This is a genomic window from Flavobacterium sp. N502536 (genome assembly GCF_025947345.1).
Taxonomy (GTDB): Bacteria; Bacteroidota; Bacteroidia; order Flavobacteriales; family Flavobacteriaceae; genus Flavobacterium.
Window position 1 is genome coordinate 4472712 of the sequence record NZ_CP110011.1, and the last position, 24224, is coordinate 4496935.

7 protein-coding genes, 2 tRNA genes and 3 rRNA genes are annotated in these 24224 nt (G+C 39.8%); 2 read left to right on the forward strand and 10 right to left on the reverse strand.

What is annotated here, in order from left to right:
• Nucleotides 1-88: 88 nt before the first annotated feature.
• On the forward strand, nucleotides 89-955 hold the full coding sequence (locus OLM61_RS18830; RefSeq protein ID WP_264524136.1) for an alpha/beta hydrolase: 867 nt from the start codon (nucleotides 89-91) through the stop codon (nucleotides 953-955).
• Between the two features lie 48 nt (nucleotides 956-1003).
• The gene (locus OLM61_RS18835; protein WP_264524137.1) at nucleotides 1004-1648 is read left to right on the forward strand and encodes an endonuclease III domain-containing protein; all 645 of its coding nucleotides are present in this window, start codon (nucleotides 1004-1006) and stop codon (nucleotides 1646-1648) included.
• A 7-nt stretch (nucleotides 1649-1655) separates the two neighbouring features.
• On the opposite strand, the gene OLM61_RS18840 is transcribed toward OLM61_RS18835, so the two are convergent.
• From OLM61_RS18840 to OLM61_RS18885, 10 genes are all read right to left on the reverse strand, one after another.
• Entirely contained in the window at nucleotides 1656-2090 is a 435-nt protein-coding gene (locus tag OLM61_RS18840; RefSeq protein WP_264524138.1) for a nuclear transport factor 2 family protein, read from the reverse strand.
• 15 nt (nucleotides 2091-2105) lie between these two features.
• Nucleotides 2106-2558, reverse strand: a complete 453-nt coding sequence (locus OLM61_RS18845) for a DUF1569 domain-containing protein (protein ID WP_264524139.1) — start codon at nucleotides 2556-2558, stop codon at nucleotides 2106-2108.
• A 269-nt stretch (nucleotides 2559-2827) separates the two neighbouring features.
• Nucleotides 2828-2937, reverse strand: a 5S ribosomal RNA gene (rrf, locus tag OLM61_RS18850).
• A 170-nt stretch (nucleotides 2938-3107) separates the two neighbouring features.
• Nucleotides 3108-5990: ribosomal RNA gene (locus OLM61_RS18855) — 23S ribosomal RNA — on the reverse strand.
• A gap of 127 nt (nucleotides 5991-6117) precedes the next feature.
• Nucleotides 6118-6191: transfer RNA gene (locus OLM61_RS18860), tRNA-Ala, on the reverse strand.
• A 181-nt stretch (nucleotides 6192-6372) separates the two neighbouring features.
• Nucleotides 6373-6446, reverse strand: a tRNA-Ile gene (locus OLM61_RS18865).
• Nucleotides 6447-6572: 126 nt separating this feature from the next.
• Nucleotides 6573-8086, reverse strand: a 16S ribosomal RNA gene (locus OLM61_RS18870).
• Together the 16S, 23S and 5S rRNA genes with 2 tRNA genes alongside form the textbook arrangement of a ribosomal RNA operon.
• Nucleotides 8087-9054: 968 nt before the next feature.
• On the reverse strand, nucleotides 9055-15936 hold the full coding sequence (locus OLM61_RS18875; protein ID WP_264524140.1) for a S8 family serine peptidase: 6882 nt from the start codon (nucleotides 15934-15936) through the stop codon (nucleotides 9055-9057).
• 367 nt (nucleotides 15937-16303) lie between these two features.
• Nucleotides 16304-23191, reverse strand: a complete 6888-nt coding sequence (locus OLM61_RS18880) for a S8 family serine peptidase (RefSeq protein ID WP_264524141.1) — start codon at nucleotides 23189-23191, stop codon at nucleotides 16304-16306.
• A 303-nt stretch (nucleotides 23192-23494) separates the two neighbouring features.
• Nucleotides 23495-24178 carry a DUF4294 domain-containing protein gene (locus OLM61_RS18885; RefSeq protein ID WP_264524142.1) on the reverse strand — a complete coding sequence of 228 codons (684 nt, stop codon included), beginning with the start codon at nucleotides 24176-24178 and terminating at the stop codon, nucleotides 23495-23497.
• Nucleotides 24179-24224 lie beyond the last annotated feature (46 nt).

Here is a 24224-nt window from a genome sequence, read left to right on the forward strand (position 1 = left end):
CGGTAAACATCTATTAATGTGCTACTTTTATGTTTTTTAAATTTAGGAAAAAATAAACAAAGTCCAGCCCCCAAAAAAATTTATTGATATGACAAAAAAGGAAAATAATCCTACTAAATCTCTAAAAATTCCCCAGTTTATTATTGTATCCGCTAAAATTTGTGCCTTTTTTTCAACAAAACTGGTTACCTCATATGCGGCAAAACTCTTCACAACCCCTATAAAACATAAGGTTCCAAAACGTGAACTGGAGATGGAGCAAAAAAGTATTCAAAAAACCATCCCTATTCCTGCAATTGATAAAAGTGTTGTTACCTACGAATATGGAAAAAGTGACCGCAAAATTTTACTGGTACACGGCTGGTCAGGAAGAGGTACACAATTGTTTAAAATAGCTGATGAACTTTTAAAAAATGGCTATTCGACAGTAAGTTTCGACGCTCCGGCACATGGAAAATCCGAAGGAAAAAGTACCATCATGTCTGAGTTTATTGCTTCTATTTTAGAAATTGAAAAACAATTTGGTCCTTTTGAATTTGCTATAGGTCACTCCTTAGGCGGAATGTCGGTTCTAAATGCAATAAAAGACGGCTTACAGGTAAAAAAAGCGGTAATAATTGGCAGTGGCGATATCGTACAGGACATACTGGATGATTTTGTGGCAAAACTCGAATTAAAACAAGAAATCAGTGAGCGTATGCGTGCCCATTTTGAAGACAAATACCAGGTAAAAATGGATGATTACTCTGCTTATAAAGCTGCTCAAAAAGTCAAAATACCTGTACTGGTCATTCACGATCATGATGATCCCGAAGTTTCAGTAAAAGCCGGAATCCATATTCACAAACAGTTAGAAAATGGTACTTTGTATCTCACAGAAGGTTTAGGACACCGAAAAATACTAGGCAATCAAAATGTCATCAAAAAAACGCTGGATTTCATCAAAACATCTTAATTTTGTGATGGTTACATTTTATATTGTTTAATTCTAAAGAAAACAAAAATGGACTTATTTGGAGAGACAACCGACTGGGAAACAAAACTTGAACCTATTTTAAGTAAATATAAAGGAAAGAGACATCCTTTAGAATATCAAAATACCTATCAATTATTGGTAATGGTGGTTTTATCTGCTCAGGATTCTGACGCTAATATCAATAAAATTGCACCGGCTCTATTTGAAAAGTATCCCACCTTAAAAAGTCTCTCCGAAACTGATTCAGAAACTTTCATTCCTTATATCAGCAAGGTTCGAAACTACCCTACCAAAGCGCAGTGGCTTTTAGAAATTGCAAAAACGGTTCAAGATGACGATAATATCCCACTGAACATGAAAGAGCTAACTGCTTTAAAAGGAATCGGAAGAAAATCTGCCAATGTAATTCTGAGAGAAACCCATCAGCCGGCAGAAGGTATTATTGCCGATTTACATGTCATTCGTGTTGCTCCAAGAATTGGAATTATCAAAGAAAGTAAAGATGGAAATAAAACAGAAAAAGACCTGATGCAGGTTTTACCTAAAACCATCTGGTCTGAAATTGGCATGGCCATCTCCTTTCTGGGAAGAGAAACGTGCAGACCTAAACCTAAGTGCGAAGAATGTTTAATTGTAGATTACTGTCATTACTTTGCAACTGAAATAGCGTAAAAAGCTACTATTTTCTTCGGGTATCGATCAGATAAATAATTTTCCAGGCCTCTTTTTCTTTAAACAAAGTAAAAGTATTTACCCCCGAATGACTCAGTTTATCATTCACATAAAACTGATAAGGCGCCCATACATGTGCCATTGTCCCGTCAATCTGAATCGTATAGCTCAGTATTTTCTCCGTAAATTTAATGTTAGAAGGAATTGTAGCAATTGATTTGTAAAATGCGCTGGCTTTTTCATCTGTAAGCTTGTTTCCTTTAGCCGCACTCTCACTAATAGATTGCAGGATTAGCTTATCCGCGCAAACCGCTTTCATTTTTAGAGTATCCCTTTGGTGAAATCCTTCAAAAAAGGTTTCGATACTCTTCTGAACCTCTTGTTGCTGTGCATTTACAGACAATCCCAAAAACAACAAACTCACGATACAAAATAGCTTCATAGACTAAGTATAAAATTAAACACCAAACTGACTCAAATGATGCTCCAAATGTTTTGCAAACATATTATTCCATTCTACAGCTTTTAATTTGCCAAAAGAATGAGATTCTTTGCCATCAAACTCTTTTTCACCCAACAGCTGCGTTTTATTAATATAGCCGATCAATCTCTCTCTTTCAAGATTAAAATCCCTGTTGCCTTTAATAATAAACTGAGGTGCAGTCTGATTATTGTGAAGATAAGGCGTCTCGCTTACCACCTTACTCTTAACAAGTGTCTTCATAATAAATTTTAAAAAGAAACCCGGTTTAGGATGAATGTCGTCATAAACCATCTCATAGGAAACATTACAATGTGCCAGCATCTGCGCCACATCCATTTTTCCCCAAAGACCTTTTGATTCCGGTTCAAGCAAATTGATACGCTTTACAAACTCATCACAATCTTCCTTTAAAAAAACATTCTTCATGGTATCTCGATTCTAAAAAATTAAACACTGAAGTAAAAATAGGATTTTTATCTGAAATATTACAAAGATTCTCAAACGGTTTTAAGCTATTGGATGCACTGCACCATCCAGATTATTTTACGATATAATTGTATTACGGGCGTTCCCCTCCGGGTCGGGCTGTCCGCTAAATCTTTTGCGATAAAAGTTTTCGGAGATCATTAGAAGATTAAGGTATCGCAAAAGAAAACAAAAAACCCTGTTTCGATTAGAAACAGGGTTTTTAAAAAGAAAGGCGACGACATACTCTCCCACATAACTGCAGTACCATCTGCGCAGGCGGGCTTAACTACTCTGTTCGGGATGGGAAGAGGTGAGCCCCGCCGCAATAACCACCTTAAGGTTGTTAGTTATTTTGTTTGTTGTTTATAGTTTAGCGTTTTTCAACTCCTAACTTATAACTCAAAACTCATAACTGCTCGCGTCGAGCTAATATTTTAACATACTGAGATAAAGAAACATAAATTGTTTAGAAAGTTTCTTCCTCCGGGTTGCCCGGAGGAAAAGGGTGTACATAAGCTTACGGATTATTAGTACTACTCGACTATGACATTACTGCCTTTACATCTATAGCCTATCAACGTGGTCATCTTCCACGATCCTTAAAAGAAATCTCATCTTGTGGTGGGTTTCGCGCTTATATGCTTTCAGCGCTTATCCCTTCCAAACGTAGCTACTCTGCGGTGCCCCTGGCGGGACAACAGATACACTAGAGGTTTGTCCAATTCGGTCCTCTCGTACTAGAATCAGATCCACTCAAATTTCTAACGCCCACAGTAGATAGAGACCGAACTGTCTCACGACGTTCTGAACCCAGCTCGCGTGCCACTTTAATGGGCGAACAGCCCAACCCTTGGGACCTTCTCCAGCCCCAGGATGTGACGAGCCGACATCGAGGTGCCAAACCCCCCGTCGATATGAGCTCTTGGGGGAGATCAGCCTGTTATCCCCGGCGTACCTTTTATCCTTTGAGCGATGGCCCTTCCATGCGGAACCACCGGATCACTATGCTCTACTTTCGTACCTGATCGACCTGTATGTCTCTCAGTCAAGCTCCCTTATGCCATTGCACTCTACGCACGGTTACCAAGCGTACTGAGGGAACCTTTAGAAGCCTCCGTTACTCTTTTGGAGGCGACCACCCCAGTCAAACTACCCACCAAGCAATGTCCCCCGCAATACGGGGTTAGGCCTCAGATAAACAAAGGGTTGTATTTCAACAATGACTCCACAACGCCTGGCGACGCCACTTCACAGTCTCCAACCTATCCTACACATCATTTATCCAAGGTCAATACTAAGCTATAGTAAAGGTGCACAGGGTCTTTTCGTCCCACTGCGGGTAAACGGCATCTTCACCGTTACTACAATTTCACCGAGCTCATGGCTGAGACAGTGTCCAGATCGTTACACCATTCGTGCAGGTCGGAACTTACCCGACAAGGAATTTCGCTACCTTAGGACCGTTATAGTTACGGCCGCCGTTTACTGGGGCTTCAATTCAATGCTTCTCCGAAGATAACATCTCCTCTTAACCTTCCAGCACCGGGCAGGTGTCAGGCCCTATACTTCATCTTACGATTTTGCAGAGCCCTGTGTTTTTGATAAACAGTCGCCTGGACCTCTTCACTGCGGCCCCGATTGCTCGGGGCGACCTTTCTCCCGAAGTTACAGGTCTATTTTGCCTAATTCCTTAGCCATGAATCTCTCGAGCACCTTAGGATTCTCTCCTCAACTACCTGTGTCGGTTTACGGTACTGGTACTAATTACCTGAAGTTTAGAGGTTTTTCTTGGAAGCCCTTAGGCGCACTATCTCTTTGTCCGAAGACTCCGAGTACTATCGTATTTCCCCAAAAGATGTGGATTTGCCTGCATCTCTTATAGGTAGGTACTTCAACGAACTATTCCGTCAGTTCGCGGCGCTTTCATCACTCCGTCACCCCATCACAGTAATTAGTAGTACGGGAATATTAACCCGTTAGCCATCGACTGTCCCTTTCGGGTTCGCCTTAGGACCAGACTAACCCACAGCTGATTAGCATAGCTGTGGAAACCTTAGTTTTTCGGTGTGCGGGTTTCTCGCCCGCATTATCGTTACTTATGCCTACATTTTCTTTTCTAACCAGTCCAGCATACCTGACGATACACCTTCAACCCTGTTAGAATGCTCCCCTACCACTTACAATTGCTTGTAAATCCATAGCTTCGGTAATACGCTTATGCCCGATTATTATCCATGCTCGTCCGCTCGACTAGTGAGCTGTTACGCACTCTTTAAATGAATGGCTGCTTCCAAGCCAACATCCTAGCTGTCTGGGCAGACAAACCTCGTTCTTTCAACTTAGCGTATATTTGGGGACCTTAGCTGATGGTCTGGGTTCTTTCCCTCTCGGACTTGGACCTTAGCACCCAAGCCCTCACTGCTGAGAAACATTATATAGCATTCGGAGTTTGTCAGGAATTGGTAGGCGGTGAAGCCCCCGCATCCAATCAGTAGCTCTACCTCTATATAACTTTACGCTCAGCGCTGCACCTAAATGCATTTCGGGGAGTACGAGCTATTTCCGAGTTTGATTGGCCTTTCACCCCTACCCACAGGTCATCCGAAGACTTTTCAACGTCAACCGGTTCGGTCCTCCACTGTGTGTTACCACAGCTTCAACCTGCCCATGGGTAGATCACACGGTTTCGCGTCTAACACTACTGACTAAAGCGCCCTATTCAGACTCGCTTTCGCTACGGATCCGTGACTTAATCACTTAACCTTGCCAGCAACGTTAACTCGTAGGCTCATTATGCAAAAGGCACGCCGTCACCCCACGAAAGGGCTCCGACCGCTTGTAAGCGTATGGTTTCAGGATCTATTTCACTCCGTTATTCACGGTTCTTTTCACCTTTCCCTCACGGTACTGGTTCACTATCGGTCTCTCAGGAGTATTTAGCCTTAGCGGATGGTCCCGCCAAATTCAGACAGGGTTTCACGTGCCCCGCCCTACTCAGGATACCACTATCTATTATACTCGTTACCCATACGGGGCTATCACCCTCTATGGCGTCACTTTCCAGTAACTTCCGGTTCCTTGTACATAAAATGTCGTGGTCCTACAACCCCAACAATGCCGTAACATCATTGGTTTGGGCTAATCCGCGTTCGCTCGCCACTACTTACGGAATCACTTTTGTTTTCTTCTCCTCCGCCTACTTAGATGTTTCAGTTCAGCGGGTTTGCCCACCTATCGGTGTACTATGTCTTCAACATAGTGGGTTGCCCCATTCAGGTATCTACGGATCAATCGGTGTGTGCCCGTCCCCGTAGCTTTTCGCAGCTTATCACGCCTTTCATCGCCTCTGAGAGCCTAGGCATCCCCCATACGCCCTTATTTTGCTTATTGTACCAATCATAAATTTAATTATGACCGTTTTTTTTTGTCTTTTGTTATTAAATAACAAAAAACGCTTTCTACTTTTTATTATTTTCTTATCTCAATATGTCAATGAACTTTTATCCTTTCGGATCTGTGGAGAATAACGGAGTCGAACCGTTGACCTCCTGCGTGCAAGGCAGGCGCTCTAGCCAGCTGAGCTAATCCCCCATTTTTCAATCTTAGATTGTAGAATTCAGATTTTAGATTTCTAATTCTTCTCTAATTTCCTTTGGTGAATTCCAACTTCTAGAATTTCCTTATTTAAGTATTTCAGTCTTTTTTAGTTTGTTGTTATTGTTGTTGTTTTTTATTAATAATTAATAATTAACAATCAACAATTCTAAAAAAGTAGTCCCGGGCAGACTCGAACTGCCGACCCCTACATTATCAGTGTAGTACTCTAACCAGCTGAGCTACGAGACTCTGTTTTACTTAATTTTCATTTTTTTTTAAATTAACAGCAAGAGTAATTGAATTTAGCGATTCAGATCCTTTAAATAAACATCTTTTTTCCTTAACGTGCATTACTGCTAACATTTAAGGCTCTAGAAAGGAGGTGTTCCAGCCGCACCTTCCGGTACGGCTACCTTGTTACGACTTAGCCCTAGTTACCAGTTTTACCCTAGGCAGCTCCTTGCGGTCACCGACTTCAGGCACCCCCAGCTTCCATGGCTTGACGGGCGGTGTGTACAAGGCCCGGGAACGTATTCACCGGATCATGGCTGATATCCGATTACTAGCGATTCCAGCTTCACGGAGTCGAGTTGCAGACTCCGATCCGAACTGTGACCGGTTTTATAGATTCGCTCCTGGTCGCCCAGTGGCTGCTCTCTGTACCGGCCATTGTAGCACGTGTGTAGCCCAAGGCGTAAGGGCCGTGATGATTTGACGTCATCCCCACCTTCCTCACAGTTTGCACTGGCAGTCTTGTTAGAGTTCCCGACATGACTCGCTGGCAACTAACAACAGGGGTTGCGCTCGTTATAGGACTTAACCTGACACCTCACGGCACGAGCTGACGACAACCATGCAGCACCTTGTAAATTGTCTTGCGAAAGATCTGTTTCCAAACCGGTCAATCTACATTTAAGCCTTGGTAAGGTTCCTCGCGTATCATCGAATTAAACCACATGCTCCACCGCTTGTGCGGGCCCCCGTCAATTCCTTTGAGTTTCATTCTTGCGAACGTACTCCCCAGGTGGGATACTTATCACTTTCGCTTAGCCACTGAAATTGCTTCCAACAGCTAGTATCCATCGTTTACGGCGTGGACTACCAGGGTATCTAATCCTGTTCGCTACCCACGCTTTCGTCCATCAGCGTCAATCCATTAGTAGTAACCTGCCTTCGCAATTGGTATTCCATGTAATCTCTAAGCATTTCACCGCTACACTACATATTCTAGTTACTTCCTAATAATTCAAGTTTAGCAGTATCAATGGCCGTTCCACCGTTGAGCGATGGGCTTTCACCACTGACTTACTAAACCGCCTACGGACCCTTTAAACCCAATGATTCCGGATAACGCTTGGATCCTCCGTATTACCGCGGCTGCTGGCACGGAGTTAGCCGATCCTTATTCTTACGATACCGTCAAGCTCCGACACGTCGGAGTGTTTCTTCTCGTATAAAAGCAGTTTACAATCCATAGGACCGTCATCCTGCACGCGGCATGGCTGGATCAGGCTTGCGCCCATTGTCCAATATTCCTCACTGCTGCCTCCCGTAGGAGTCTGGTCCGTGTCTCAGTACCAGTGTGGGGGATCTCCCTCTCAGGACCCCTACCCATCGTAGCCTTGGTAAGCCGTTACCTTACCAACTAGCTAATGGGACGCATGCTCATCTTTTACCGTTGTGACTTTAATAGTGATCTCATGCGAGATTGCTATGCTATGAGGTATTAATCCAAATTTCTCTGGGCTATCCCTCTGTAAAAGGTAGATTGCATACGCGTTACGCACCCGTGCGCCGGTCTCTAGTTCCGAAGAACTATACCCCTCGACTTGCATGTGTTAAGCCTGCCGCTAGCGTTCATCCTGAGCCAGGATCAAACTCTTCATCGTATATTTTTATATTATATTGCGATGTCGTCTCTATCGGTTCTTTTCGAATCTCTCGATTCCATTACTCTTATTCTTTTGTTTTAACATCTCTGTTAAAACGGCTGTCAATTCAATATGTCTACGAACGTGTCTTCTTGTGTTTGGCTTGTGTTTCAAAGCGGGTGCAAAAGTAGAAAACTTATTTCTAAATGGCAAGAGTTTTTTGAAGTTTTTTTTAGAAAATTTACTTTCCTTTTTTCTTCTTTCTCCTTCCAATCTTTCAATGAGCTTCGCATATTTTGCGGGGTGCAAATGTAATATCCGTTTTCCATTCTCGCAAGCTTTTTTGAATTTTTATTTGAAATTTTATTTTCGTTTTGATTCCTTTTCTTGCCAGTATTTCGGTGAACGTCTGTCGCTGTTGCGGGTGCAAAAGTAGTCACTTTATTCACTTTTACAAGCTTTTTACACAAGTATTTTTGATGTTTTTGAAAACTTTTTGTTAACACTCTGATAACACCCCTTTTAGAATTTAATCTATTTTTAGTTTTGAAAGGTTTTTCTTTAGTGAATCTCTTTCAGGATAATCCCATCTTTCCAAACGCCCCGATTTTACTGGTCTCGCAAAACAAACCCGACAGGTTTTGAAAACCTGTCGGGTTTAAAAGGACGCTGCGTTTTTGTTTTTTGGGTTGTTTTCTTTTGAAAACCTATCCCCTAGCCCCGATAGAAGTGGAAATCCTTTTGCTTTTTCCTTTAAAAAGCAAAAGATTGTAGCGGATAGCGGGAGATGGCTTCTAAAAACTTTAAATTCCAAATTCTAAACTTGATGGCTTCGACTTCGCTCAGCCGGGCAAAAACTACTCTTATATATAGGTAGACAAAAACAAACCCGACAGGTTTTGGAAACCTGTCGGGTTGTTGTTGTCATTATGGAAGAATAACTTCCTGTCGAAACGGCTCTGCAACCGTTATCTATTGATTAATGCTTATTTAATTATCAGTTTTTGCACAGTGGTGTTTCCGTCCTGTTCTACTTTAATGATGTATACGCCACTTGGCAAACCTGAAACATTGATTTCTGTTTTCTCTGTTTTAACGGAATATACTTTTTTACCGGACATATCAGAGATCAGAATGTTTTTAACACTAGCGGATGCCGATTCTATATGTACTTTTCCTTCGGTAACCGGATTTGGATACATTACAAAACCTTCTATCACATTAACCGGTACTCCTAACGTACAGGCGGTGGACGATACCGTTACAGTACGCGTTACTTTGGATTCATTTTGAGCAGCATCTTTAACCGTATAGGTGATTACATACTGACCCGGACTGTTTACATCAACAGTACCTGACACTACTACCGATGTCGTTATATCTGTATTTAAGTTGTCTTTGGCCGCATAACCGGCATCTTTGTACACACATCCTTTGTCTATGGATACCGCGGCCTCACCTGAAAGTGTAATTACTGGTTTGGCCGCTTCTATAGTGACAGTCCAGTTTTCAATAGCTCTGTTTTGCGCTAACACGTTATACACAACCGGTTGGGTATAATTCAGGGGAGTTACACCGCTATTCTGAATATAGGTTCCGATACGCAATGTGGCGAAATCCGACACCTGAACAACAGGTACCAGAGCGCTTAAATTGGCATTATTATTCACTACAACCTTAACGGTTTTTAAAACCGGATCGATCGTACTTTTTCCAATCTGATTGGCTACGGAATAGCTAATGATACTGGTCTGAGCATTTTTCGCATTAATATCAACTGTATAGTTGATTTGAGAAAGTTTATTCTCTGCAACTACTGTTACCAGGAAGCTATTGCTGTAATCTGATGCCGTTACTTTTGAATTCATTTGTTTTACACCGTCTACGAAAAGCTCCGCTCCCGGAGAAACCGTAAAGTCTGCTACTAAATTGGTTACATTATAACCAAACGGTACCGTTTTGGTCACATTATTCCCGGCAATATTGGTATTAATTTCTTTTGTCAAACCAGGGTTTGAAGTAGTTTTAAAATCATACGAAAGCAATTTACTTTCGTCACCTAAACCTTTAATTAATTTCACCGTATAGGTTTGAGTAATTCCGGTATTAAAACCAACACCTTCAACTGTTAAAGTAACCGGATTACTAAAATCGTTTGGCGTTACTCCATTCACTTGTGTAACACCACCTATTTTTGCAATACTATTCATTCCTAAGCTATACTTGGCGATAGCAGCTGTTACATCCGCTCCATCTTTTAGAAATACCGAAAACGTTTTGGTTGCCGCATCATAACTTGATCCTTGTTGGTTGGCAAACTCTACTTTTTGCAACAGCACCGGCACGTTCCAGAATTTCCCCTCGCCCATGCCATTGGTATCGGCATTGCTTACAACAGCCGTGTTATCACTTGGTGAACTATCAAATACAAACGGTTTGTCGCTTTCCGAAAAACTATAGTACGCCAGTAATCCAGCCTCGTTTCCAATGTATTTAGTGGTTGCATTGGCTGCAATTGTAGGCTGATCGCGAACTCCCGACCAAAAGCGAACTTCATCAATACTACCGTTTAAACCACGAGCCAATCCTGCGTTATTGCCAATATAAATCGGGCTACTAAAAAATAAGCTTGAAGTTACTGCCGCTGCTGCAGTACCTTCACTGGTAAAAGGAACTGAAACTCCGTCAATATAAACCGTGTATTCATTAGTATCACTTACAGAATACGCAATATGGTGCCAGGTATTTGGTTTGATAGAATTCAATCCTGTATTCATTACATAAGAACCTTTGGCTGTTGTAATATAAATAACCAAACTATTCTCTTTATAAAGTGGCGAACTACTGTTATTATGTATGAATACCACTACTGTGCTTTTATCTAAAAGTCTGCCTAAAACAGAAGGTTTCTTTTGATTGACCCAAAGCTCACAGGTGTAATTGTTCTTAAGATTCAGCGCTGGTGTATCATCAATTTCAACAAAATCATCTACACCATCAAAAGTCCCTGTAACGTTAGTTGCATAATTTGCCCCACGTGAAAACGTTACCGACTTCCCATCATTTCTTGGATTTGTATCTCCAGGCAGTTTGGTGTAGACTTCAATGGTATAATCGCCGGGAGCTACTAAATCAGCCTTTGTTTTAAACGTAAATGTAGTCGATTTCCCTTTTGCAATTGATTTTGTAAAATTCTCTACTATCTCTGTACCCCCATTAACTTTATAAGCCACCGGGAAATTCGAAATGGCTATATCCGATAAACTACCTATTTTAGCAGAAACCGCCACTGGTGCATTACCCGGTTTAACAGGTCCCAAAATTGATACAACACCTGCGTCAGCATCTGTAGGTGGCGCAATAATAAGGGTATACTCTTCTACTTCAAAATCGTCTCTTGAGCTTGTCAGACCATCAATAGTAGGTCCCAAATTAACATTGTACGACTCTGATGGGGCATGAAACATATGCAGCACACGCATTAATTTTTCGCCGGGAGTTGTACCTTTCGGAATCTTTATACCATCTGAGCGGGTAGCATTGTCTCTAAAATAATGAGTAGTTGGGGTGGATGAAGTACCAAATACTGAAACTGGTGGAGTATTTACCCAAAAAGTTCCGGCATAAAATTCATCTGTTAAATTTCCATCCCCATTTAAATCGATCACTATCATGGTAAACACCCCTCCACTTTTTGGTTTTTCTTTATCAAAAGCTAATTCCGGTTTCGCAATGGATACTTCAACCTTATTAGGGACGTCCGCAAGAGTCCTAATTTTTATATTTTTAAAATCAGAATAGGCTGTAGTTCCCGAAGTATTGACCACATTATTCCATTTAAATTCCGAAATTGCATATCCATTGGTGTTGGTGTGAACCGGCAATTCGTTTTTATGGTATACCACTTTTTCAAAGCTATCGTTAGCAGGGTTATCATCCGGTACATCAACACCGGCTTTAATGGTGTAAGTAGCCCCTACAGTAGATAAATCGGCTTTTGTGGCAAAAGTGAAACTTGCCGTTTCATAGGCAGCTATCGTAGGAACAACGTCCGTTACTTTTGGTCCGCCATTAACCTGATAAAACACAGCATAGTTCGTCAAAGCGGTTGCCCCTAAATTACTCACTCTGATAGTTATATCATTTGTACTGCTCTTTTTTCCTAAAACTTCAGGTGTTGTAATCGAAGCTACTGACACGTCATTTACAATAGGTTTTACCACACAGCTAATATCCGCAATCCATCCCAATTCGTTTTTATATTTATCTGAAGTGAATTTAAAAGTCAATTCTCCTCCGGCAGCTGTTGAAGTTAAAGATGGCGGCAGCGTATTCCCAGTAAAGGTACCCAATAAAGGAGCTGATTCATCTTTCCCATTATAAACATACAAATAATCATAGTCCTGCTCTACATTAAAAGCAGAAAAAGTCACTTTTACACTGTTTCCTACTCCATCAGGTTTAAAAGTTATCGTCTGTGAAAGATCATTTTCATAATTCCCATAACGTGTACCGTCATCTGTAAATACAGCTGCACAAGTAGCTGCCGGTGTACCTGACCCCATCAAAACATCAGCACCGATATTAGCGACACTATTTTGAATGGTGTTGTTATCAGCAACAACATCACCTGTATAATTTACTTTTCCAACCACGGTATGCAATTTAGGGATTGAAAAATCTGCTTTTTGCACAAAGTCATAAGCTACCTCGCTTAAAGGACTGATAGGTCCTGGGATCGTTTCAATTACTTCTGCTCCTGCGTTAATTTGATACGATACCGGAACATTACTTACTGCAACAGCAGAATTGTTCAATACTTTTATTTTTACCGTTTCAGCAGTTGTAAGTCCTGTATTCGGAACCAATGAAGTCACTTCTAAATCGGTTGCCTTCGCTTCAAAAATAGAAACATTATCAATAAAGACATCACTGTATTCCCTTCCACTCTTATCGTTATCCATAACCGATTCAAAAGCGATACTAAAGGTAGTCCCTGCATAAGCCGATAAATCGTAGATCAATTGGGAATCTCCGCTTAAGACTGTCCCCCCGTAAACCTCAATGTTTTCAGCACTCTTAACGGGTTTGCCATTTACAACCAGCCTGAAAAAGTTTTTGTTTTCTGTGCCAACACTATTCCAAAGTAAATTAAATTTCAAACCAAGCGTTTTTCCAGCCAAACTTGAGGCATCCATATCGCAAAAAGACACTTTTTTAGTAAAGTCCGGATTATTGGTAAAAGCATCTGCCGACGTACTGGCTACCCACTTAGTAGCAGATGCATCTGCTGATCCGGCCATTTTTGCTCCGTCCAGAAAGCTTGCATCAATATATTCGTATTTAACAGTACCCGTTTTACCTTTAGAAAATACATAGTTAGACGCTTTTCTGGAATTAAAATTTTCAGTAAAAGGAAGTGTTAACGCGCTAACAACAGCTCCGGAAACAGGTTCTACATTTACTGCTCTTACACGCTCAGAAACTAGTCCTGTTGCAATATCGATGCTTCTTACTGAAAACCAATTTTCTTCTCCTGCAGCAAGTGTAAAAGTATAAGTAGGGTCGGTTACGGTTGTTACAGGGTCGAACTTATAACCGTTCATTTTTAAAACTTCGTATTTTGCGCCTTCAATCGCGTCCCAATCCATTTTATAAGACGAAACACCGCAGGCTGAAGGGGCGATCACCAGGTTTTTAGGCTCAGTCATAATCGTAAATACCTCTGTTGATGTAGCTACTTTACTACCCGCAATCACTCTTACTTTTGCATTGGCCACAATTCCCGCAGGAACTTTCCAAGCAAAATTTCGGGCAGCTGACGGAATATCTTTGGCGATGAGCTGATAGTTCATTCCTCCATCAACAGAATATTCAAGCGTAAATGTTTTGGGTTCTCCTTCATACTCCCAACGAATGAACTCCGTAGTATCGGTATTGATTTTTTCCCCTCCTATCGGATACGTCAACGTTAACTCGGGAGCTACATAATCGTACACTACCGAGAATTCCTGTGTCCCCATAGGCACTCTGGTACCGCTAACGATAATTTTATACGTTCCCGCTGCAGGATGGTCTAAAGTAATCTGTTCGATGTTGTTCATAGTATCAACTCCACGAACAGCATTCACATTTGGTGTTGCCGGGTTTAATACCCATGGTAAAGTCGTTACACCGTCCTTTACTATTTTAACATCCAAATCGTTTACTAAAACCAAAGATGCTCCCGGTGTTCCTTCTAAATCGCTATAAGCGAGCATCACTTTTAAGCTCACTAAGCCTGCCGGTATTACAATTTCTTTCTCATAGCTCTGTCCGTTGGATACGCTCTCCGAATAAAACATTTTATTGTCTAAGGCTCTAACCGCTCTAAGACTATTTATATGTCCAAAACCATACTTATAATCCGGTCCGGGATTACCGGCATCATTGGCGGTATTGGTTACCAATGCTTTCATGAAAGAAGCCAATGGTTTTGTACCGTAGATGTTCTTGTATCTTTCATAAAGCAAAGCTACTGTACCTGTAACGCCCGGAGTAGCCATAGAAGTACCGCTCATAAACTGGTACGAGTTACTGTAGTCCAATGAATATACCTTACTTCCTACCGCAGCAATCTGAGGTATCAATCGACCGTCAATCGTTGGTCCGAAACTACTCGTACCCTCAATCAAACCATCCGGCTGAACATTTGCCACATTCAATGTGTTTTTTGCACATTGGGTTGTTGTATTAAATCCACCCGGGTATGCCGTTTGTGAATTTCCAGCTGCAAAAATGGTTAATAAATAAGGAAATTTTACTGTAATGTGATCGTCTCCACGATCTACACTAGTGTATCTGAATGTATTATAACCTGAAGCTAAATTTGCTCCGTAAGAGTTTGACGTGATCTCAACACCATCCTTCTCTATCGCTATTACTCTTTCCTGCTGTACCGTCAAACCATTAGACTGCGTATTAAAGTTCCATCCGTACATTTGTACTTCCGGAGCCATTCCTCTCGCCTTTGGATCTAATAAACCGGCACCACCAAGAGTTCCCGAAACGTGAGCTCCGTGTGACGAATTATATTCATATTCTCTGTTAATCACTCTTCCGGTGTGGTCTTTATGCGGCTCGAGGTTACCGTCCCAAATACCCACTTTTACACCTTTACCCGTTAGTCCGTAACCCAAAGCCGGAATAGTCGATCCCAAAACATTTGCTTTGTGCAAAGTTACCCCCGGTTTATTGTTGCTTTCGACCGGCGGCGCGGCCAATTCGATATTTTGCACCCAATTGAATTTTACTATTTCTTCGAGTTTCTCTTTAGAAGCCTGAGCATAGATTTCATTAAAAGTGCTATCATTTTTAATGTCTTTCAAAAACAAACCTGCCAAGTCCCGTTGGATACGATTGTCATCAACCCCTTTAAAATAACTGATGACCACTTTAATTCCGTTATTCCCTTCTAAAGCATAATCCGGAATCGCATTGTTTGCAATCATTGGATCCAGTTTGTATTTTGGATCTACGGCAATCACAGCTCTTATATTGTCGGAAACACTGCTTTTATTGTAAAACTTGGGAGTAATTTCGGCATAATAAGCATTGTTGGATAAATAACTCAATAAGGTTATTCCTTTCGATTTTAACTTTTGCTGCTCTTCTACAGAAGGAATTTTGGTAAACTGCACTAACCTGTACTCTGTTTCAGGATTTTGTTTGGCAATACTCTTTTTACTTTTAAACTGCTGTTTAAAATTAGAGGTCGTCGTGATTTTATTTCCGTTTACAGAAATGGTAAAATCATTGTCAGTCGTCTTTTGTGACCATAATGGCAGAGCCACTAATAACACCAATAGTGCAAGTAATTTTAATCTCATCGCTTCATTGATTTTGGTTAATAAATTGGTTTTTACAGAGTAAACCTACAAATTAAATAAAAACATACAAATTTTATTTGCATTAATTTTAGCAAAAACGCAACACAATAGCACTTTAACCAAAAAATACGCAATATAACCGGTTTTATTTTACAAAATCTACCATAAAAATTAAAATTTCGCTTTAAACCTTTTTTTACTTCCGATTTGCTCCGCAATCTAAAAGTTGAAAACAAAAAAAGAGGAAGTCTCCGTGTTATGAGATTTCCTCTTTTTGTTTTTCTATAAAAAAACCCGACAGATTTTGAAAACCTGTCGGGTTGTTATTATAATTTATGGAAGACTACTTCCATAACAAAATGGATGTTTATTTAACAATCAGTTTTTGCACGGCGGTGTTTCCGTCCTGCTCTACTTTAATGATGTATACACCACTTGGTAAACCTGAAACATTGATTTCTGTTTTCTCTGTTTTAACAGCATGTACTTTTTTACCAGACATGTCAGAGATCAAAATGTTTTTAGCGCTAGCTGATGCCGATTCTATATGTACTTTTCCTTCGGTAACCGGATTTGGATACAATACAAAACCTTCAATCTTATTAACCGGTAATCCTAAAGTACAGGTAGTAGACGATACGTTTACCGTACGTGTTACTGTTGATTGATTTTGCAAAGCGTCTTTAACGGTATAGGTAATTACATACTGACCCGGAGTGTTTACGTCGACAGTACCCGATACTACTACTGACGCAGTTATATCTGTATTAAGGTTGTCTTTAGCCGTATAACCTGCATCTGTAAACACACATCCTTTGTCTATTGAAACTACAGCATCACCTAACAATGTAATTGTAGGTTTAGCCACCTCAATCGTTACAGTCCAGTTTTCAATAGATCTGTTTTGTGCAGTCACATTATACACTACTGGTCCTGTATAATTTAGAGTAGTTACACCGCTAGTTTGAATATAGGTTCCAATACGCAATGTAGCAAAATCCGACACCTGAACAACAGGTACCAAAGCACTCAAATTAGCATTATTATTCACCACAACCTTAACGGTTTTCAAAACCGGATCAATGATACTTGTTCCAATCTGATTGGCTACAGAATAGCTAAGAATACCAGCCTGAGAATTTTTCGCATTAATATCTATCGTATAGTTCGTTTGAGCAAGTTTGTTCTCTGAAACTACCGTTACCAGGAAGCTATTGCTGTAATCTGAAGCAACTACTTTTGAGTTCAATTGTTTTACTCCGTCTACGAAAAGCTCAGCTCCCGCAGAAATAGTAAAGTCTGCTACTAAATTGGTTACATTATAACCAAACGGTACCGTTTTAGTTACATTGTTTCCTGCAATATCAGTGATGATTTCTTGTGGTAAACCAGGGTTTGAAACGGTTTTAAAGTCATAAGAAAGCAGTTTACTTTGATCACTTAAACCTGTTACAAGTTTAATAGTATAGGTTTCAGTGATTCCGGTATTAAAACCAACACCTTCCACTGTTAAAGTAACCGGATTGCTAAAATCGTTTGGCGTTACTCCGTTAACTTGTGTAACTCCACCAATTTTTGCAATACTCTTCATTCCTAAAGTATAATTGGCAATTGCAGTTGTTAAATCTGATCCATTGCTTAATAATATAGAGAACGTTTTGGTTGCTGCATCATAACTTGATGATAGTTGGTTGGCAAACTCGATTTTTTGTAATAGTACTGGTACATTCCAGAATTTCCCCTCACCTACACCATTGGTATCGGCATTGGTTACAACAGCTGTATTATCGCTTATTGTACTATCAAACACAAACGGTTTATCACCTTCTGAGAAGCTGTAATACGCCAATAATCCAGGTTCGTTTCCAATATATTTAGTGGTTGAATTGGCTGCAATTGTTGCCTGATTGCGAACTCCTGCCCAAATACGAACTTCATCGATATTACCAATTAAACCACGAGCCAATCCTGCATTATTACCTATATAAGCAGCTACAGCAGCATTTGAATTTGATGCTCCTGCAGTACCTGTACTGGTATACGGAACTGAAACTCCGTCAATATAAACCGTATATACGTTGGCAGCACTTACCGTATACGCAATATGGTGCCATGTATTTGGTTTAATCGTATTTACACCTGTATTAATTACATACGAACCTACAGATGTTGTAATCGAAATTACTAAACTATTCTCTTTATAAAGCGACAAGCTATTGTTGTTATGTATAAATACCAATGCTGTACCTTTATCTAAAAGTCTACCAAAAACTGAAGGCTGCTTTTGATTCACCCAAAGTTCATACGTATAATTATTCGTAAGATCAAGAGTTGAAACATCAGTTTTAATAAAATCATTTACACCATCAAAGGTTCCCGTAACGTTAGTCGCATAATTTGCAGCATGCGAAAGTGTTACTGACTTCCCATCATTTGTTGGATCTGTATCTGCAGGCAGTTTGGTGTATACGTCAATAGTATAATCGCCAGGAGCTCCTAAATTAGCTTTTGCAGCAAATGTAAAAGTAGCTGTTGCCCCTGCAAGAATTGCAGGTACATGAGTCTCAACTACTTCTGTCATTCCATTAACTTTATAAGCCACCGGGAAATTCGAAATTGCTACTGTTGAATAGTTACGAATTACAGCTGTAACCGCCACTGGTGCATTACCTGGTTTAATAGGCGCTGCAATTCTTTCTACACTTGCATCAGCAGCTGTAAATGGCAATACATTAATGGTGTATTCTTCTACTTCAAAATCAGCTCTTGAACTTGTTAATCCATCAAAAGTTGGTCCCAGATTAACATTGAAATATTCTGATGGCGAACGGAACATATGAACGACACGCATCAATTTTTCACCCGCTGTTGTGTTAGCAGGAATCGTTAAACCTCCTGTCAGTGTAGCATTATGTCTGAAATAATGAGTACTTGTTGTAGATGGAATAGCAGGTGCCGCAGAAGTTGGTGTAGTATTTACCCAAAAATTTCCTGCATAAAATTCATCTGTTAAATTTCCATCCCCATTTAAATCGATAACAACCATGGTAAATACCCCTGTTGCACTCGCAGACAAGTCTCTGGTGATTGGTGTTTCCGGTTTTGTTATTGTCGCTTCTGGCTGATAGCTGAAACCAGCATAAACCGGGATTTTTATATTTTTAAAATCCGAATAAGCGGTAGTTCCTGAATTGTTTACCACAGCATCCCATTTCAGGCGAGAAATTGCATATCCATTTGTATTGGTGTGAACCGGCAATTCGTTTTTATTGTATACCACTTTTTCGACTGCATCATTAGCGGCATTTGCATCTGGCAAATCAGCTCCGGCTTTAATGGTATATGTAGCATCCACAACTGATAAATCGGCTTTAGTAGCAAAAGTGAAATTTACTGTTGCATTAGCTGCTATTGCAGGAACAACATCTGTTACTTTGGCTGCACCATTTATCTGATAATATACTGGATGATTGACTAAAGCAGTCGTTCCTAAATTACTTACTCTAATGGTTATATTATTTGTACTTGTTTTTTTTCCTAAAACTTCAGGTGTTGTAATCGAAACTACAGAAACATCTGTTACCGTTGGTTTTACAACACAGCTAATATCAGCAATCCATCCTAATTCGTTGGTATTACTATCTGAAGTAAATCTAAAAGTTAGCTCTCCTCCAGCCGCTGTTGATGTTAAAGAAGGAGGCAAAGTATTCCCTGTAAAGGTACCTAATAAAGGCGCTGCCGTAGTTGTACCATTATAAACATACAGATAATCAAAATCCTGCTCTACATTAAAAGCAGAAAAAGTCACTTTTACACTGTTTCCTGTTCCTGTAGGTTTGAAAGTTATCGTCTGTGAAAGATTATCACCATAATTGGCAAAACGTGTACCGCTATCTGTAAATACAGCTGCACAAGTAGCTGGCGGTGTCCCTGACCCCATCAAAACATCAGCACCGATATTAGCGACACTTTTTTGAATGGTGTTGTTATCAGCAACAACATCACCCGTATAATTCACTTTTCCAACTACTGTATAAATTTTAGGAGTTGAAAAATCTGCTTTTTGTACAAAGTCGTAAGATACCTCGCTTAAAGGACTGATAGGTCCTGCGATAGTTTCAATTACTTCTGCTCCTCCGTCAATTTGATACGATACTGGAACATTACTTACTGCAACAGGAGAATTGTTCAATACTTTTACTTTTATCGTTTCAGTAGCTGTAAGCCCTGTATTGGTAACCAATGAAGTCAATTTCAAATCGGTTGTAGTCGCTTCATAAATAGATACGTTATCAATAAAAACATGACTGTATACATTATCATTACTTACTACAATTACATCGTTATCAATAACCGATTCGAAAGCGATACTAAAGGTAGTCCCGGCATAAGCCGATAAGTCGTAAGTCAATTCAGTACTTCCGCTTAAGACAGTTCCTCCATAAACACCTACATTTTCAGAACTATTAACAGGTGTACCATTTACAACCAGTCTGAAAAAGTTTTTGTTTTGTACTCCAACACTATTCCAAATTAAATTGAATTTCAAACGAAGTGCTTTTCCAGCCAAACTTGAGGCATCAATATCGCAGAAAGATACTTTCTTAACAAAGTTTGGATTATTTGCGAAAGCATTTGCCGATGTACTGGCTACCCACGGTGAAGCAGATACATCACCAGATCCCGCCATTTTTGCTCCGTCTACAAAGCTTGCATTAACGTATTCGTATTTCACAGTACCGGTTGTACCTTTAGAAAACACATAATTTGATGCTTTTCTGGAGTTAAAATTTTCAGTAAAAGGAAGTGTTACCGCGCTAACAACAGCTCCGGAAACAGGTTCTACATTTACTGCTCTTACTCGCTCAGAAACTAGTCCTGTTGCAATATCTATGCTTCTTACTGAAAACCAGTTATCGTTTCCAGGGGCAACTACGAAAGTATAAGTAGGATCGGTAACGGTTGCTACAACGTCAAACTTATAACCGTTCATTTTTAAAACTTCGTATTTTGCTCCTGCAATAGGATCCCAATCCATTTTATAAGAAGAAGTCCCACATGCTGAAGGTGCGATCACTAAGTTTTTAGGCTCGGTAATAATCGTAAATCCCTCTCTTGATGTATCCACTTTACTACCGGCAATCACTCTTACTTTTGCATTAGCAACAATTCCCGCAGGAACTTTCCAGGCAAAATTTCTGGCAGCTGATGGAATATCTTTGGCGATTACCTGATAGTTAACTCCTCCATCAACAGAATATTCAAGAGTAAACGTTTTTGGCTCTCCTTCATAATCCCAACGGATGTATTCTGTAGTATCAGTATTGATTTTTTCTCCTCCTATCGGATAAGTCAAAGTTAATTCCGGAGCTACATAATCGTATACTACTGAGAATTCCTGTGTACCAATAGGCACTCTTGTACCACTAACAATAATTTTATACGTTCCCGGTGCAGGATTGTCTAAAGTAACTTGTTCGATGTTGTTCATATTATCAACTCCACGAACAGCATTCGCATTTGGTGTTGTCGGATTTAATACCCATGGTAAAGTGGTTACACCGTCCTTTACAATTTTAACATCTAAATCGTTTACCAAAATAGAAGACGCTCCCGGTGTTCCTTGCAAATCGGTATAAGCAAGCATCACTTTTAAGCTCACTAATCCAGCTGGTACGACAATTTCTTTCTCATAACTTTGTCCATTGGATACGCTCTCAGAATAAAACAATTTGTTGTCTAACGCTCTAATCGCTCTAAGACCATTTAAATTTCCAAAACCGTATTTATAATCCGGCCCAGGATTTCCTGCGTCTTTAGAAGTACCTGTTACCAATGCTTTCATTAAAGAAGCCAGTGGTTTTGTACCGTAAATGTTCTTGTATCTTTCGTAAAGCAAAGTTACTATACCTGTAGTTCCGGGTGTCGCCATAGAAGTACCACTCATAATTTGATACGAGTTACTGTAGTCTAATGAATACACATTTGTACCTACAGCGGCAATCTGAGGCACCAAACGACCGTCGATCGTCGGTCCGAAACTACTATAACTACTAATTAAATCATCCGGATTATTAGCAGCCACGTGCAGTGCGTTTTTTGAATTTTTGGTTGAAGTATTAAATCCACCCGGGTATGCGGTTTGTGCATTTCCGTTTGAATAAATGTTTAATAAATAAGGGAATACTACCGTAACGTTGTCATCACCACGATCTCCACTATCGTATCTGCGGGTATTATAACCCGAAGTTAAATTTACTCCGTACGAGTTTGATGTTATCTCAATACCATCCTCGTTCGCGGCTTTCACTCTTTCTGCCTGAACAGTCAGACCATTAGACTGTGTATTAAAATTCCATCCGTACATTTGTACTTCAGGAGCCATTCCTCTTGCTTTTGGATCTAATAAACCAGCACCACCAATAGTTCCGGAAACGTGATCACCATGCGACGAGTTATATTCGTACTCTCTGTTAATTACTCTTCCGGTATGGTCTTTATGTGGTTCCAAATTACCATCCCAAACACCAACTTTTACTCCTTTACCGGTTAATCCGTAACCAAAGCCCGGAATTGTAGATCCCAAAACATTTGCTTTGTGCGAAGTTACACCCGGCTTGTTGTCGCTTTCTACCGGCGGAGCAGCCAATTCGATATTTTGTACCCAATTGAATTTTGCCAATTCTTCCAGTTTCTCTTTTGAAGCCTGAACATAGATTTCATTAAAGGTCGTGTCATTTTTGCTGTTTTTCAAAAACAAACCTGCCAAGTCCTGTTGGATACGTTTGTTATCAACCCCTTTAAAATAACTGATGACCACTTTAATTCCGCTATTACCTTCTAAAGCGTAATCCGGAATTGCATTGTCTACAATCATTTGATCCAGTTTGAATTTTGGATCTACGGCAATCACAGCTCTTATATTGTCGGAAACACTGCTCTTGTTATAAAATTCAGGAGCAATTTCCGCATAATAAGCGTTGTTCGATAAATAACTAAGTAATGTTATCCCTTGCGATTTTAACTTTTGTTGCTCTTCTACAGAAGGGATTTTTGTAAACTGCAACAGTGTGTACTCAGTTTTAAGGTTTTGTTTACTGGTACTTTTTTTGTCTTTAAACTGCTGTTTAAAATTGGAAGTGGTCGTGATTTTATTTCCGTTGACGGAAATGGCAAAATCACTGTCAGATGTCTTTTGTGACCATAAGGACATAGTCACTAATAACACAAATAGTGTAAGTAGTTTTATTCTCATAGATTAAATTGGTTTTGGTTAACATAGTGGTTGTTAATCAGTAAACCTACAAATTAAACTATAATTGACAAATTATATTTGTAATTAATTTGTTAAAAAACAAAGCAAAAACTCTTTTAACTACAAAAATTATAACAAAAACGCTTATTTTGCGGGGCTTCAGCGAAAAATCAAAAAATCGCAATTTAAGTAAGTAAATTCTTTTGATTAAAACTTACTTTGTAATCCGAAACCAAAAACCATAAAAAAAGACTTACAAAATTACTTGTAAGTCTTTTTTGAAATATTTTAAATAAAATGCGGTTATTTTTCTGCTTTTGTCTCTTTTGCTTTCGCCTCCCATTGGCTCATTAAATCATCATAATTTACAGGATTTGCTGCTTTTTGATTGACGAGTTTTCCGGAATCAAATGCCCGCACCAAAATCGTTTCAATTAAATAATCCTCATTAGATTCAAAGGGCTTGTATTCGGTTTTTAAACTAATGTCAAATAAATTGGCTGTGGTATTGGATACAAAAGCTTTAAAGCCACTTTTTAAAGTTCGGATTAACTCGTAAGTGGTTATTCCGGTTTGCCTGTGAATAAGTTTGACCAGAATCTGACCTTGTTTACGGGACAGTTTTTTAAGTCTCGCTTCAAATTCGTTATTAAGATAGTCTTCCACAATCTTAAAATACTTTTTCTTTTCACGGTTGGTCTTCAAACGTGCCATTCCGTTATTCAATGCTGTCAATCGATCTGCAGCAAGCCTTGCATACGGATATACCTTGTACACACGGTTTTGCAGAATCGTGAATTGCTTTTGCGCTTCGGGATCCAGTTTTTCTTTAGAAATGATAATTTCAGGCAATTCGATTGTATCATTCAAAATCGAATCCTGCTCGGTTAATATGTAGCCCATTTGCTCATTCTCTTTGGGTTTAACCTGAGCCTGACTAGTTAACGAAATCAATATAAAAAATAAAATAGGGGCAGTAAATCTCATCGAGTCATAATTTAAATGTAAAATTATATATTTATATACAACTCTG

Excerpts from the sequence above, each read along its gene's own strand:
- OLM61_RS18830 (WP_264524136.1), top strand. The coding sequence starts at position 89 with ATGACAAAAAAGGAAAATAATCCTACTAAATCTCTAAAAATTCCCCAG.
- OLM61_RS18835 (WP_264524137.1), top strand. The coding sequence starts at position 1,004 with ATGGACTTATTTGGAGAGACAACCGACTGGGAAACAAAACTTGAACCT.
- OLM61_RS18840 (WP_264524138.1), bottom strand. The coding sequence starts at position 2,090 with ATGAAGCTATTTTGTATCGTGAGTTTGTTGTTTTTGGGATTGTCTGTA.
- OLM61_RS18845 (WP_264524139.1), bottom strand. The coding sequence starts at position 2,558 with ATGAAGAATGTTTTTTTAAAGGAAGATTGTGATGAGTTTGTAAAGCGT.
- OLM61_RS18875 (WP_264524140.1), bottom strand. The coding sequence starts at position 15,936 with ATGAGATTAAAATTACTTGCACTATTGGTGTTATTAGTGGCTCTGCCA.
- OLM61_RS18880 (WP_264524141.1), bottom strand. The coding sequence starts at position 23,191 with ATGAGAATAAAACTACTTACACTATTTGTGTTATTAGTGACTATGTCC.
- OLM61_RS18885 (WP_264524142.1), bottom strand. The coding sequence starts at position 24,178 with ATGAGATTTACTGCCCCTATTTTATTTTTTATATTGATTTCGTTAACT.